Here is a 14508-nt window from a genome sequence, read left to right on the forward strand (position 1 = left end):
GCAGTACTCCCTGTGGAACCGCGCCACCGCACCCTATGGTGCGATGACGCGAAACGCACTGCCTGTTTGCTAGTTGAGAAGACTTCCCTGCAGCTCCGAACGCAGTTCCGGAGTGAGGACACTGCCTGCTCGGTCCACAAGGAGGGCCATCTCATAGCCCACGAGGCCGATGTCGCACTCGGGGTGCGCGAGCACCGCGAGCGAGGATCCGTCCGAGACGGACATGAGGAAGAGGAATCCCCGGTCCATCTCGACGACGGTCTGGTTGACGGCGCCACCCTCGAAGATGCGGGAGGCTGCGGTCGCGCGGGAATCCGTCGGACATCGCCAGAAGAAGGCCGTCGGCGGAGACCACCACCGTGTGGGACACCCCGGGGGTGTTGTCCACGAAGTTGGTGATCAACCAGTTCAGGTTCTGTGCCGCCTGGCTCATCCCTGGTCATAGCTGTTACTTGACTGCTCAGAACCCGCGCTGCGTCCCTGCTGGACACCGCGCCGCAGATTGCTCAACCTGCCGCGGACGTCCTCCGGTGCGCGGGAGACCTGGGGGCCGCCCTGCGGGGTCGTCTCCGCCGCGCCCTCGACCAGGTTGGCCTTGGGCACGCGCCGAGGGAGTCCGGACGGGGTGACCCCGCCCGCCTTCGGCTCACGGAGTTTTGCGGCCTGCTGCCAGCGCTCGTCGTTGTTCGAGCGCCAGTCGTTGCTGCCTTCCTCGTCCCGCTCCGGGGCGGCGGGCTGCTGCTGTCGCGGCGGCCGCTGCTCGAAGAGGGATCCGGTGGACTCCGCTTCCTTCTGTGCCGGCTGCCACTGCTGCTGGCTGCCGCGGCGCGGCAGGCCCGCTCCGGTCACTTCGTGGCCGGTGTCGGCAGCGGCGCCCGGACGGTCGAAGCCTACGCGCTCCGGGGCGGGTTCGGGAGCGGCCTGGGGTTCCGATTCGGTCCCGTACCCCTGCTGGTAGCCGCCGGAGTAGGTGTTCTGCTCGGGCCACTCTGCCTGCTGGGACCGGGATCCGTAGCCGCCGTCGTACGCCTGGGCGCCCTGCTGCCGATCCTGGTAGCCGGCTTCCGGATAGGTGTAGTCCTGCTGCGGGTACGCCTCGTAGCCCTGCTGGGCCCCGTGGGCCTGCTGGGAGTCGTACGAGGTGTCGTAACCCTGCTCGGGCTGCTGCTCGTACTCCTGGTACTGCTGGTACCCGTGCTCCGGCTGCGGTTCCGCATACTCCTGCTCGGAGTACCCGGCCTGCTGTTCCTGCCCGTAGACCTGGGCCTCGAGCGCGGCTCTGCGCTCCTGCTGGGCCAGGGAGCGGCCGACCGGGTTGAGCCCGGCGGCGTCGCCGCCCTGGGCGTCGACCCCTCTGGCTTCGTACCTGGAGTCGTCGAAGCCGAGCTCGGCCGCCGTACGCATCGGCACGGCCTGCTGGGCCGACTGCTGAGGGATCATCGAGGACACCGTGAAGTCGTCGTCCGGGATCCCCTCGCCACCACCACCATGGGTGATCGCGTCGGGCAGCATGACCAGCGACGTGGTGCCGGCGGCCTCGCCCGAGGGGCGCAGCTGGACCCGGATGCTGTGGCGGTCCGCCAGCCGGCCGACCACGAACAGACCCATGCGCTGGGAGATCGCGGCGTCCACCGTCGGCGGGTTGGCCAGCTTGTGGTTGATGTCCGCGAAGTCCTCGGCGGTGAGGCCGATGCCCTTGTCGTGGATCTCGACCATGACGCGGCCGTCGGGCAGACGCGTGGCGTTGACGCGGACCTTGGTCTGCGGGGAGGAGAACGTGGTGGCGTTCTCCAGGAGCTCGGCGAGCAGGTGCACGAGGTCGGTCACGGCCTGGCCGTGGATCTCGGCCTCGGAGACGCCCGAGAGCTCGATGCGCTCGTACTGCTCCACCTCGGAGGAGGCGGCGCGCAGGACGTCGACGAGGGGGACCGGCTGGTCCCAGCGGCGGCCCGGCTCCTCACCCGCGAGGATGAGGAGGTTCTCGCCGTTGCGGCGCATACGGGTGGCCAGGTGGTCCAGGCGGAAGAGGTTCTCCAGCTGGTCCGGGTCGGCCTCGTTGTTCTCCAGGTCGGTGATGAGGGTCAGCTGGCCCTCGATCAGCGACTGGTTGCGCATCGAGAGGTTCGTGAAGATCGCGTTGACGTTCCCTCGCAGGAGCGCCTGCTCGGCGGCGAGCCGGACCGCTTCCCGGTGGACCTGGTCGAAGGCGCGGGCGACCTCGCCGATCTCGTCCTGGGAGTTGATCGGGATCGGGGCGACACGGGTGTCGACCTTGCCCGGGTCGGTGCGCGAGAGCTGGTCGACGAGCATCGGCAGGCGCTGCTCGGCGACGTCGAACGCGGCGGAGCGCAGGCGGCGCATCGAGCGGCTCATCGAGCGGGCCATCATGCCGGCCAGGATGAAGGCGGCGAGCAGGGCCACGACCACGACGGCGCCGGTCCAGATGGCATCGTTGCGGGCCTCGTCGGAGACCGCGACTGAGTCGTCGACGGCCTTGGCGAGGAGGTCCTTCTCGATCTCGGCGTAGCCCTCGAACTTGGCGGTGGCCGCAGCCTGCCAGGCCTGGGGCGTGGTGCCGTTCGCGGCGAGCTTGTTCTTGTCGCCGCCGCCGGCTATCGCCTCGGTCATGCCGGTGAGCGCGGAACCGTTCACCATGGGCGGAGCCTTGAAGACGGTGCCGGCCTGCTCGGCCTGCTGCTTGGCGGCAGCGAGCTTGGCGGCGCCCTCCTGCGACTTCTTGCCCATGACCTCCTTGAGGCGGGCCACGTCGTCCTCGGTGCCGGCCGCGACGTACTCGCCGATGGCGATTTCCTCGAGGTAGGCGTAGGAGGAGAAGGCCACGAGCTGGGCCTTGCGGACCTGTTCGTTCTCGTTGGGCCGGACCAGCAGGTGGGTGCCGACGGAGCGCTGGAGCGAGTTGGCGGCCTTGGCCAGCTCGACCGCGTAGACCATGCGGCCGTAGCTGGTGACGTTGCCGGTGCCCAGGCCGAGTTCATTGGAGAACGTCATGAGGTAGTGCTGGACCAGCACGTACCCCTCTTCGGTCGGGATCGGACCGTTCGCGCTGGGCGGGTTCTTCTTGTCCGTCTCCTGCGCGGTGTACGCCGTCTGCCGGACGGCCGCGAGCTTGGGCTCCTCCTGGCGGAAGAGCTCGAGGCGGCGCGCCAGCCCCTGGTTCGCGTTCGAGGGCAGGTCCTTGGAGGCCTGGGCGAACCTTTCCTTGGCCAGGTCCGTGGCGTCCCGGGCCTTCGCGACGACCGCGTTGTTGGCGTCGCCCCGAAGGAGAGGTTCGGCCGTCAGGTCGCGCTCGTTGAGGAGGGCCTGGCCGTATTCGGCCGCCGCCTGGACGATGCGGGCCGTCTTCTCGGCGTCCTTGGCCTCGTTCCAGCTGTCTAGGGAGCCCTTCACCTGGAAGCCGCCCATGACCAGTCCGACGAGGACGGGTACGAGCAGGATGGCGTTCAGCTTGGTCGGCACGCGCCAGTTACGGGGTGCGAACCTGCTGGTGCTGCCGCTCTTCGCCGGTGGGTCCACGGGTACGTCGACGGGCGACGCGGCCGCGCGCTGCGGCGGGGTGAAGTTGCCGCGCGCGGGTTCATCCGCGGGGCTCGAGTTGCTTCGCCTCACTCGACCAACAACCTTCCGGCGGTGCTACTAGCTAGTTAGTTGAATTCCAGCACGGTGAACGGCCGTGTTCCAAACAGTTGGAATCAGCCGTTCCAAGAGACTTATGTCCCGCATAAATCGGACATAAAGAGCGAGCGGCAGCAAAAATGGAGTCATTCGTGCGCGCAGCGGCACCGGCCGACCGCACCCTGTGTCCAACTCGCGGCAATTCTCTGTCGAAACGTTATGAACCGAGAGGGCGGGCCGTGTCCTATGACACAGCCCGCCCTATCACGTTGTGAAGAACCCGTGGTACTTGAGTGGTGCCCCTTGAGCCGCGTGACGCGAATCGTGTTACTTGAGTCGGGCCATGAGGGCGTGCTCGACCAGCGTGATGAGCGCGCTCTTGGCGTCCGCGCGGTGGCGGGCGTCGGTGGTGATGATCGGAGCGTCCGGGCCGATCTGCAGGGCCTCGCGGACTTCCTCGGGGGTGTACGGCTGGTGTCCCTCGAAGCCGTTGAGGGCCACGACGAACGGCAGGCCGCTGTTCTCGAAGTAGTCGACCGCGGGGAAGCAGTCGGCGAGGCGGCGGGTGTCGACGAGCACGATGGCACCGATGGCGCCCCGGACGAGGTCGTCCCACATGAACCAGAACCGGTCCTGACCGGGGGTACCGAAGAGGTACAGGATCAGGTCCTGGTCCAGGGTGATGCGGCCGAAGTCCATGGCCACCATTCCGGCCTCGGCCAGGTCGGCGACGAGGATCCGGGCGACACCGAGCGGCATCGACAGCAGTGCGGAGACCTCCGCGACCGACTTGACCTCGCGGCACAGCGTGCAGATGCGCTGGTGCTCGGGAAGCAGGCCGGACAGGTGCATCGGATCGGCCGTGGTGCTGACCAGCGCCTCTATGGCGAGCTGGTAGCGCGGCCGGGTCCGTCCGCCGGTCATCGCGTACGGGCGAACGAGCGGCTGGTCGCCTTCCGAGTACGACGAATCGCCGTACGAATCGGAGTAGGCGGGGGGCGGGGTCATTGATCCTCCGGGCTGGACAGCAGTGGTCAGCGTGCCGTCTGACGGGGCGGCCGGTGGGGGGACGGTATGACGGCCTGGCGGTGGTACTGGGTTCCGGGGCCGGAGCCCCGGTCTCCCGGCCGGAAGTACCGTCCGGCCGGGAGATGTGGCGTCAGATGAGCAGGCTTCCCTGCAGCTCCGCGCGCAGGTCCGGGGTGAGGACGCTGCCGGCGCGGTCCACGAGGAGGGCCATCTCGTAGCCGACGAGGCCGATGTCGCATTCGGGGTGTGCGAGTACGGCCAGCGAGGATCCGTCCGAGACGGACATGAGGAAGAGGAATCCCCGGTCCATCTCGACGACGGTCTGGTTGACGGCGCCACCCTCGAAGATGCGGGAGGCTCCACGGCCGCCAGCTGATCGGCGCGGTCCCGGGGAAAGCCCTCGGACATCGCCAGAAGGAGGCCGTCGGCGGAGACCACCACCGTGTGGGACACCCCGGGGGTGTTGTCCACGAAGTTGGTGATCAACCAGTTCAGGTTCTGTGCCGCCTGGCTCATCGCCGGTCGCCGGGCCGTTGTTGCCGGCCTGACGCCCCTGCTGGATACCCCGTCGGAGGTTGGTCAGACGGCCGCGGACGTCGTCCGGAGCTCGCGAGACCTGCGGGCCGGTCTGTGCGTCGGCCTGCTGCTGCGCGGTGCCGGCCACGAGGTTCGCCCGTGGTACTCGGCGGGGCAGCCCCGAGGTGGTGATGCCGCCGGCGGCGGGCTGGCGCACGCGCTCGGCCTGCCGCATCAGCTCGTCGTTCGGCGAGGACCGCCAGCTGACGGTCGGCGAGCTGCCGTTCGCCGCCTGGGCGGGCTCGGCCGCGGGCTCCTGGCCGCGCTGCGGCAGCGGCTGCTGCGGGCGCTGCTGGGGAGCCGGAGCCGGGGCGGACTGCTGCTGGGGTACGGCCGGCGCCTGACCGGAGGACTGCTGGCCCTCCTGGTGGAACCAGTTCGACTCCAGGGTGTCGAAGATCGGGCTGCGCTCGTTGCCGGTGCTCGGGGCCGGCGGCAGCGCCTCCGGCTGGGAGACCTGCGGCAACTGCGGGGCCTGGGGCTGCTGCTGGGCGTATCCGCCGACTCCGGGGCCGCCGGGCCGCGGGGCCTGGTAGTCCGGTCGGGCGAACTGGCCCGTGGTGGACGGGTCCGCCGGACCGCGCAGCTCCGGGCGCTCGAACTGCCCGGTGGTGCTGTTGCCGGCCGGCGGGCGCGGGGCGTTGAAGTCCGGGCGGGGGAACTCCGCCGTCGAACCGGGGCCCGAGAGCTCGTCGTGGCCGCGCGGGACCTCCTGGCCGCCGCTGCGCGCCTGGTCGGCGCCCCAGCTGGTGGTCTGCGGGATCCCGGCGGGACCGCCGCCCGCGCCCGGAAGCTCCGGACGGGGGGCGCCACCGCGCGGCGGCAGCTGCGGACGGTTGCCGCGCGGAGCCGGGGCGGCGGGCGCCTGGGCCGAGGGAACCGGGCCCGTGGGGGCGGGCTGCTGCGGCGTCTGCGGCCGCTCGAAGCCGTTGCCCTGCGGGAACCCGGCCTGGCCGGAGGCCGTGGGCGCGGACATCGGACGCGACGGGGGAGCGCCGGCCGGACCGCGGCCCGGCAGCGGGGCACCGCCGCCGAAGGCACCCTGGCCCTGGCCGGTCGGAGCGCCCGGCATCCCGGACATGCCCGGACCGCCCTGCGGACGCCCGCCGGTGCCGCCCTGCTGCGGACGGGCACCGGGACCGCCCTGCGGACCGCCGTCGCGTCCCGGCAGCGCGGCACGCTGGCCGCCGCCGTACACCTGGCCGCGCTGCGGGCCGGCGCCCACGGGCTGGCGTGCGCCGCCGCCCGGGACGGAACCCTGCGCGGAAGCACCCGGCATGCCCTGCTGGCCGCCGGAGCCCGGACCGCCGGGAGCGCCCTGACCGCCCTGGCCCGGCATCGGACCCGGCTTCTTGCCGCCCTGGGCGACGTCCACCGGCAGCATGACGAGGGCCGTCGTACCGCCCGAGTCGGACGGGCGCAGCTGGATGCGGATGCCGTGTCGCAGGGACAGGCGGCCGACCACGAACAGGCCCATGCGGCGGGAGACGGAGACGTCCACGGTCGGCGGCGACGCGAGCCGCTCGTTGATCGCGGCGAGGTCCTCCGGGGAGAGGCCGATACCGGTGTCGTGGATCTCCACGAGCACGCGGCCGTCGGGCAGCGCGTGACCGGTGACCTTGACCTTGGTCTGCGGGGAGGAGAACGACGTGGCGTTCTCCAGCAGCTCGGCGAGCAGGTGCACGAGGTCGTTGACGACGCGGCCGGCGACATCGGTGCCGGGCACCGACGCCAGTTCGATGCGCTCGTACTGCTCCACCTCGGACGCCGCGGCACGGAGCACGTCGACGAGCGGGACGGGGCGGGTCCAGCGGCGGCCCGGCTCCTCGCCCGCGAGGACGAGGAGGTTTTCGCCGTTACGGCGCATACGGGTCGCGAGGTGGTCGAGCTTGAAGAGCGAGGACAGCTGGTCCGGGTCGGCCTCGCGCGACTCGAGCTCGGAGATGAGCGAGAGCTGGCGCTGGATGAGGCCCTGCGAACGGCGCGAGAGGTTGGTGAACATCGCGTTGACGTTGCCCCGGAGGAGGGCCTGCTCGGCGGCGAGGCGGACGGCCTCGCGGTGCACGTCGTCGAAGGCCGCGGCCACCTGGCCGATCTCGTCGCGGGTGTGCAGGCCGACCGACTCCACGGACGTGTCCACGTCCTGCGGGTCGGAGTCGGACAGCTGCTTGACGAGCTCGGGCAGTCGGTCCTGGGCGACCCGGGTCGCGGTGTCCTGCAGGCGGCGCAGCGAGCGGATCATCGACCGCGCCATGACGAAGGCACCGACGAGCGAGACACCGAGGACGAGGAGGATCAGGGCACCGTTGATGATGGCGTCCTGCTGCGAGGAGTTCTTGAGCTCGCGGGCCTTCTGCTCCATGTCCTCGAGCAGGGTGAGCTCGATCTGCTTCATCGCCTGGATCTTGGTGTCGTCCGCGTCGTACCAGTCCATCCAGGACCGGTACTGCGTCTCCTTGGCGAACTGACCCTGGGTCGACAGGACGCGGCGGGTGTAGTGGTCCGCCTTGCCGATCTCCGCGTTGCCGTCGCCGAGCACCGCGAGGAGCTCCTCGGGCTTGCCCTGGTAGACGAGTTCGAAGGTCTTCTTCGCCTGGCTCTCGCCGCGGAGCGCGGCGAGGGCGTACAGGCGGTCGTTCTCGCTGAAGTTGTTGGTGGGCGCGCCGCTGTCGGGCAGCGAGGCGGCGATGACGGCGCGCTGGATCGAGGCGTACTCCTTGGCGGAGGAGAAGGCCGCCAGGGCGCGCGTACGCTTGATCATCTCCGGGCTGGAGGTGGCCTGCGCCATGTCCTGGGAGAGCGAGAGCAACGAGACGATCAGCGCGTTGTACTCGGTGACCGTCTGCTGGGCGCTGTTGCGGTACGCGTTCTTGCGGATTTCCTCGATGCCGGTGAGCTGGCGGCCGATCTGCAGGATGTTGTTGCGGATCGACTTGAGGGTCTCGTCCTTGTCCTCCGCGCCGTCGACCTTGTCGGTCGCGGCGGCGAAGGCCTTGGCGGCGGCGTCGGTCTGGTCGCGGACGCCCGTGACGAGGGTGTTGGGCTTGCCCGACTTGTCGGCCGACAGCGGACCGGCCGACCTGTCCCGCTCCTCCTGGAGCATGGCGGCCAGGTTGGTGGCCTGCCGGGTCATCGTCGTCAGCAGCTGCATGTGCTCCAGCTGGTCGATGTCGTTGAGCGAGTCGTTGATGCGGAAGCCACCGAGCGTGGTGGCGGCGACGACCGGCAGGGTCAGCAGCGACACGAGTCGCGTGCTGATGCGCCAGTTCTGCATGGCGAAGCGTGAACCGGGCCCGCTGGGGGCCTTCGGTATCGCCACGTCCTTGTCGGCCGGCTCTTCGCTCTTCGCCTTGCCACGGGGCTTGAGGCGCGCCTTCCCCTTCACCGCGTTCACCGTGGCGGAGGAGTCGGAGCCTGCGCCTTCGACAGCCGGCCCGCGGTTCTGGGCGTGCTGGGGCGAGGAGCCACGGTCGGTCCCGCCGCGCGGCTCCTGCTCCGCCGCAGCGCTGCCATCCCTCTTGAATCGTCCCTGCACTAGCGTCGCAACCTCTGGACCAGGCGTCCCGCCGGGCGACCGGTGGGACGGTGTCGAGTCGTGGGGCAGTTCGGCCCCATGGTGGTCGTCGGTGACCGGCGCGTCTCCCTCTCCTTGCCGCCGCGCGCGGCGCTGTGTCGCGCCACCTGCGCGCCGGCTGTTCCCGCGGCGGTCCCGCGAATTCCAGCACAGTGGCGGATCTCCAACAAGGTGCGCGTGTCAGCCCGGGGAGTCGGTGACGTGCCGTGACGGCCGCACTACGCGATGTGGTCCGCCTTTCGGGAGGAAACGGACTTACGTCATCCAAACGCGACGGCTGGCAAGGTGTCCCAGTCGAGATGATCAGGAGCGGAATGGCTGATTCAGTGGCGCAATGTCCGTTTCGCCACCCTAAATCAACCGTCCGTTATGCCCGTATTGCCTGGTCACGGGTGAGCAAACTCACACAGCCGTGGCCATTACTTCCCGGTTGAGCCGGGGAATCGGATGTTTAGCCTTGCCCTTTACAGGGTTGACGGATCCGACAACCCCACCCCACAACCGAGCCGAGGGCCCGAGACACCGTGAAGACGACGATGATGTTCCGCAACATAGCCAACCCCCGCCGCACCACCCTCGCGCACCTCAAGGACGCCGAGGAGCTGCAGGCGACCGAGGCTCCGGAGCACGCCGTCGAGCTCCCCGCCCAGACCGCGAACCCGCGCCGCACGATCCTGATGGACGCGCCGGTCGCCGCCGCGCAGTAAGCCACACGGCAAAAGGAGCGCGAAGCGCCGCTGCCTGCCGCGTTAGCCTGGGGACGCAGACTCCAGCCGGCGGAAATACAGAGGGGCAGACGCAACACGTGCGCATCGCCAGGTTCTCCATCGACGGCAATGTCGCGTTCGGCGCGGTCGAGGGCAACACCGCCCCCGGCGCCGAAGGTGAGCTCGTCCTCGACATCATCAAGGGCATTCCGTTCGCGGACTTCGAGCTCTCGGGCACGAAGGTCCCGCTGAGCAAGGTCCGGCTGCTGCCGCCCGTGCTCCCGAACAAGGTCGTGGCCATCGGCCGCAACTACGCGGAGCACGCGGCGGAGCTCGGAAACGAGGTCCCGGACGTCCCGATCACCTTCTTCAAGCCGTCCACCTCGGTGGTCGGCCCGGGCGACCCGATCACGTACCCCTCCTTCTCCCAGGACCTCCACCACGAGGCGGAGCTCGCCGTGGTCATCGGCCGCATGTGCCGAGAGGTCCCGAAGGAGCGCGTCAAGGACGTGATCCTCGGCTACACCTGCGCCAACGACGTCACCGCCCGCGATGTCCAGCAGCGCGAGAAGCAGTGGGCCCGGGCCAAGGGCTTCGACAGCTCCTGCCCCCTCGGCCCGTGGATCGAGACCGAGCTCGACCCGAGCGATCTGACCATCCAGTGCACCGTGAACGGCGAACAGCGCCAGCTCGGCCGCACCAGCGACATGGTCCGCTCCATCGAGGACCTCGTCGTCCACATCACCGAGGCCATGACGCTGCTCCCCGGCGACGTCATCCTCACGGGGACCCCGGCCGGAGTCGGCCCCCTCAACGTCGGCGACGAGGTCGCCGTCACCATCGAAGGCATCGGCACTCTCACCAACAAGGTGATCAAGCGTGACTAACGCGAACTCCCCCAAGCTCTCGACTTCGCTCGAACAGGGGGTACCCCCGCGCGTACGTTTCTGTCCCTCCCCGACCGGCAACCCCCACGTGGGCCTGGTCCGGACCGCCCTCTTCAACTGGGCGTTCGCCCGCCACCACGGCGGCACGTTCGTCTTCCGCATCGAGGACACCGACGCGGCCCGCGACTCCGAGGAGTCGTACGTCCAGCTGCTCGACTCGCTGCGCTGGCTCGGCTTCACCTGGGACGAGGGCCCCGAGGTGGGCGGCCCGCACGCCCCGTACCGCCAGTCCGAGCGCATGGACATCTACGCGGACATCGCCCAGCGCCTGCGTGACGGCGGCTACGCCTACGACTGCTACTGCACCACCGAGGAGCTGGACGCGCGCCGCGCCGCCGCCCGCGCCGCCGGCAAGCCCTCCGGCTACGACGGCCACTGCCGCGAGCTGACGCGGGTGCAGCTGGAGGCGTACCAGGGCGAGCACCGCCCCTCGATCGTCCGCTTCCGGATGCCCGACGAGACGATCACCTTCACGGACCTGGTCCGCGGCGAGATCTCCGTCACCCCGGAGAACGTCTCCGACTTCGGCATCCTGCGGGCCAACGGCGCCCCGCTGTACACGCTCGTCAACCCGGTCGACGACGCGCTGATGCAGATCACGCACGTGCTCCGCGGCGAGGACCTGCTGTCCTCCACCCCGCGCCAGATCGCGCTCTACAAGGCGCTGATGGAGCTCGGCGTCGCCACCGGCGTCCCGCAGTTCGGCCACCTGCCGTACGTCATGGGCGAGGGCAACAAGAAGCTCTCCAAGCGCGACCCGGAGAGCTCGCTCAACCTGTACCGCGAGCGCGGCTTCCTCCCCGAGGGCCTGCTGAACTACCTCTCGCTCCTCGGCTGGTCCTTCTCCAAGGACCAGGACGTCTTCTCGATCGAGGAGATGGTGGCGAAGTTCGACATCCCGGACGTCAACGCCAACCCTGCGCGCTTCGACCTCAAGAAGGCCGAGGCCATCAACGCCGACCACATCCGCCTGCTGGACCCGAAGGCCTTCGCGGACGCCTGCGTCCCGTGGCTGCAGGCCCCGCACGCCAACTGGGAGGCGGAGGACTTCGACGCCGAGGCCTGGGCGGCCATCGCGCCGTACGCCCAGACCCGCGTGACCGTCCTGTCGGACATCACCGCCAACGTCGACTTCCTGTTCCGCAAGGAGCCGGTCGAGGACCAGGCGTCCTGGGACAAGGCGATGAAGGGCGAGCCCGCGGCCCTCCTGACCACCGCCCGCGCCAGCCTGGACGCGGCCGACTGGAGCGACCCCGAGTCCCTCAAGCAGGCCGTCCTGACCGCCGGCGAGGCCCACGGGCTCAAGCTCGGCAAGGCCCAGGCCCCGGTCCGCGTGGCCGTCACCGGCCGCACGGTCGGCCTGCCGCTCTTCGAGTCCCTGCAGATCCTGGGCAAGGACCGCTCGCTGTCCCGCATCGACGCGGCCCTGGCCAAGCTCGCCGCGTAACCCCGCGTGTCCCTCAGGGGGCGGCGGCCGGGGAAGGATCCCGGCCGCCGCCCCCTGAGGTGTTTCGGCAAACCCCGGGGGCGGCGCCCCACGATGTCGTAGCGTCGGAGGTATGCCGATCCGCGCCGTGCTGTGGGACATCGACGACACCCTGTTCGACTACACGGGGGCGGACAGCGCCGGCCTCGCGCGCCGGCTCGCCGAGGAGGGCATCGCGCAGCGGTACGGGTCCCCCGCGCAGGCGCTCGCGCTGTGGCGGGAGATCACCACCCGCCACTGGGAGCGCTTCGCCGCCGGGGAGGTGGGCTTCCAGGAGCAGCGCCGCGACCGGGTACGGGACTTCCTCGGCGAGCCCGGGATGAGCGCGGCCGATGCCGACGGCTGGTTCGACCGGTACGTGGTGCACTACAAGGCCGCCTGGACGCTGTTCCCCGACGTCGTGCCCGTACTGGACGCCCTCGCGGCCGGCTACCGGCACGGGGTGCTCTCCAACTCCTCCACCGTCAACCAGGACCCCAAGCTGCGCCACCTCGGGCTGCGCGAGCGCTTCGAGGTGCTCGTGTGCGCCGCGGAACTGGGCATCAGCAAGCCCGAGGCAGCGGCCTTCCTGGCGGCCTGCGCGGCGCTCGGGCTGCCGCCGGGCGACGTGGCGTACGTGGGGGACCAGCCGGAGATCGATGCGCGCGGCGCCCGCGACGCCGGGCTGACCGCGGTCTGGCTCGACCGCGACGGCGGACGGGGGCCGGGCCCCGTCGGCGTGCACCGGATCGCCGGGCTCGCCCGGCTCCCGGAGCTGCTGGCCTCGGATACCCGTTTTGGAGCACGGTCAGGCATCCGGTAATGTTCTTTCTGCGCCGCCGGAGCGGGCCGAAAGGCCGGACGGAGGCGCCACTCGAAAGAAAAGCCCCCAGGGGGTTGACTTTCGGTGGGGTATAGTGTAATTGGCAACACGAGGGTTTCTGGTTCCCTTATTCTAGGTTCGAGTCCTGGTACCCCAGCGCAGTGCAGTAGTAACGCAGTGCTTTGCCCCCGTTGTGTAGCGGCCTAGCACGCCGCCCTCTCAAGGCGGTAGCGCCGGTTCGAATCCGGTCGGGGGTACAGATCCTTCCCGCAAGATCTCCATTTGGGTAGCTCCCGGACGTCTTGATGCAGGATCGCTAGGGCCCCCGTTGTGTAGCGGCCTAGCACGCCGCCCTCTCAAGGCGGTAGCGCCGGTTCGAATCCGGTCGGGGGTACTGGTCTGGTATAGACCACATTGGGCTATGGTGTAATTGGCAACACGAAGGTTTCTGGTTCCTTTGTTCTAGGTTCGAGTCCTGGTAGCCCAGCGCAGTACAGAGCAAGCCCCCGTTGTGTAGCGGCCTAGCACGCCGCCCTCTCAAGGCGGTAGCGCCGGTTCGAATCCGGTCGGGGGTACGCACGGAAGAGGCCCTCCGCGTTCGTCGCGGAGGGCCTCTTCGCTGTTCCCGAACGCACTCCCACCCCCGTACCGGGCCGTACCGGGCCCGTACAAGTGCGGGCCCGGAGGCGCGTGTTCGGACGTGTGCGGCGTCGTACGCGCCCCCGGGCCCGGGGGAGTGGGGAAGGGCCGGGAGGTCAGCCGGAGCGGCGCAGGGCCTCCGTCAGGCGGGCGGCCGCGTCGATGACGGCCTGGGCGTGCATCCGGCCCGGGTGGCGGGTCAGGCGCTCGATCGGCCCGGAGACCGACACGGCGGCCACCACGCGGTTCGACGGCCCGCGCACCGGCGCCGAGACCGACGCCACGCCGGGCTCCCGCTCGCCGATCGACTGCGCCCAGCCGCGGCGCCGTACGCCCGACAGGGCCGTCGCCGTGAAGCGCGCGCCCTGCAGCCCGCGGTGGAGCCGCTCGGGCTCCTCCCAGGCCATCAGGATCTGCGCGGCCGAGCCGGCCTTCATCGGGAGCGTGGAGCCCACCGGGACGGTGTCCCGGAGGCCCGAAAGCCGCTCCGCGGCCGCCACGCAGATGCGCATGTCGCCCTGACGCCGGTAGAGCTGCGCGCTCTCGCCCGTCACGTCACGGAGGTGGGTGAGTACCGGTCCCGCCGTGGCCAGCAGGCGGTCCTCGCCGGCCGCGGCGGCGAGCTCCGCCAGCCGCGGTCCGAGGATGAACCGGCCCTGCATGTCCCTCGCCACCATCCGGTGGTGTTCCAGTGCCACGGCCAGGCGATGTGCCGTGGGTCGTGCGAGCCCTGTCGCCGCGACCAGCCCGGCGAGGGTGGCCGGACCGGACTCCAGTGCGCTCAGTACCAGAGCTGCCTTGTCGAGAACGCCGACGCCGCTAGAGTTGTCCATGAAACGATATTCGCGTCTCACACTGTGAAACGCAAGTTCAATTTTTCCAAGAACCAGCGAGTCTGTATGTGCGGGTCCACGAACCACTGGGTCCGAGCCGTCGTCCGGCGCGTGGGGTCCGGGCGATCAGGCGCACCAGATCTCTATAAAGCGCCGGCACAACCGGCCGGCCGGAGGGAAAGCGATGGGTAGGACACTCGCGGAGAAGGTCTGGGACGACCATGTCGTCCGGCGCGCCGAGGGCGAGCCCGACCTCCTCTTCATCGATCTGCACCTGCTGCA

The 14508-nt window shown here is 70.1% G+C and carries 7 protein-coding genes, 5 tRNA genes and 3 pseudogenes; 9 read left to right on the top strand and 6 right to left on the bottom strand.

The window, feature by feature from the left end; all coding sequences use genetic code 11:
• Nucleotides 1-69: 69 nt before the first annotated feature.
• The 5 genes and pseudogenes from IF09_RS41350 to IF09_RS0138710 all read right to left on the bottom strand — a co-directional run.
• Nucleotides 70-433: pseudogene (locus tag IF09_RS41350) on the bottom strand (roadblock/LC7 domain-containing protein).
• Nucleotides 430-3627, bottom strand: a complete 3198-nt coding sequence (locus IF09_RS0138700; RefSeq protein WP_030304130.1) for a nitrate- and nitrite sensing domain-containing protein — start codon at nucleotides 3625-3627, stop codon at nucleotides 430-432. The pseudogene IF09_RS41350 and the gene IF09_RS0138700 overlap by 4 nt, the downstream one beginning before the upstream one ends.
• 333 nt (nucleotides 3628-3960) lie before the next feature.
• Nucleotides 3961-5070 (bottom strand): DUF742 domain-containing protein, encoded by a 1110-nt coding sequence (locus IF09_RS48735; RefSeq protein ID WP_418953105.1) that lies wholly within the window; start codon nucleotides 5068-5070, stop codon nucleotides 3961-3963.
• Between the two features lie 12 nt (nucleotides 5071-5082).
• Nucleotides 5083-5178: pseudogene (locus tag IF09_RS48740) on the bottom strand (roadblock/LC7 domain-containing protein); the annotation flags it as partial.
• Between the two features lies 1 nt (nucleotide 5179).
• Nucleotides 5180-8773: pseudogene (locus IF09_RS0138710) on the bottom strand (nitrate- and nitrite sensing domain-containing protein); the annotation flags it as partial.
• A gap of 563 nt (nucleotides 8774-9336) precedes the next feature.
• Here IF09_RS0138710 and IF09_RS44255 point away from each other — a divergent pair.
• From IF09_RS44255 to IF09_RS0138755, 9 genes are all read left to right on the top strand, one after another.
• Entirely contained in the window at nucleotides 9337-9519 is a 183-nt protein-coding gene (locus tag IF09_RS44255) for a hypothetical protein (protein WP_030304136.1), read from the top strand.
• Between the two features lie 98 nt (nucleotides 9520-9617).
• Nucleotides 9618-10406, top strand: coding sequence for a fumarylacetoacetate hydrolase family protein (locus IF09_RS0138720; RefSeq protein ID WP_030304138.1), 789 nt, complete (start codon nucleotides 9618-9620; stop codon nucleotides 10404-10406).
• A complete protein-coding gene (gene gltX / locus IF09_RS0138725; protein WP_037637185.1) occupies nucleotides 10399-11913 on the top strand; it encodes a glutamate--tRNA ligase in 1515 nt (504 codons plus the stop codon). The genes IF09_RS0138720 and gltX overlap by 8 nt, the downstream gene beginning before the upstream one ends.
• A 112-nt stretch (nucleotides 11914-12025) precedes the next feature.
• Entirely contained in the window at nucleotides 12026-12754 is a 729-nt protein-coding gene (locus IF09_RS0138730) for an HAD family hydrolase (protein WP_030304140.1), read from the top strand.
• Between the two features lie 85 nt (nucleotides 12755-12839).
• Nucleotides 12840-12911: transfer RNA gene (locus IF09_RS0138735), tRNA-Gln, on the top strand.
• A 27-nt stretch (nucleotides 12912-12938) separates the two neighbouring features.
• Nucleotides 12939-13011, top strand: a tRNA-Glu gene (locus IF09_RS0138740).
• Between the two features lie 64 nt (nucleotides 13012-13075).
• Nucleotides 13076-13148: transfer RNA gene (locus IF09_RS0138745), tRNA-Glu, on the top strand.
• A 21-nt stretch (nucleotides 13149-13169) separates the two neighbouring features.
• Nucleotides 13170-13241: transfer RNA gene (locus IF09_RS0138750), tRNA-Gln, on the top strand.
• Between the two features lie 15 nt (nucleotides 13242-13256).
• Nucleotides 13257-13329: transfer RNA gene (locus IF09_RS0138755), tRNA-Glu, on the top strand.
• Nucleotides 13330-13509: 180 nt separating this feature from the next.
• Here the strand turns inward: IF09_RS0138755 and ndgR are convergent.
• Nucleotides 13510-14226, bottom strand: a complete 717-nt coding sequence (gene ndgR, locus IF09_RS0138760; protein ID WP_030304142.1) for an IclR family transcriptional regulator NdgR — start codon at nucleotides 14224-14226, stop codon at nucleotides 13510-13512.
• Nucleotides 14227-14508 lie beyond the last annotated feature (282 nt).

Source organism: Streptomyces katrae, assembly GCF_000717655.1.
GTDB classification, from domain to species: domain Bacteria; phylum Actinomycetota; class Actinomycetes; order Streptomycetales; family Streptomycetaceae; genus Streptomyces; species Streptomyces katrae_B.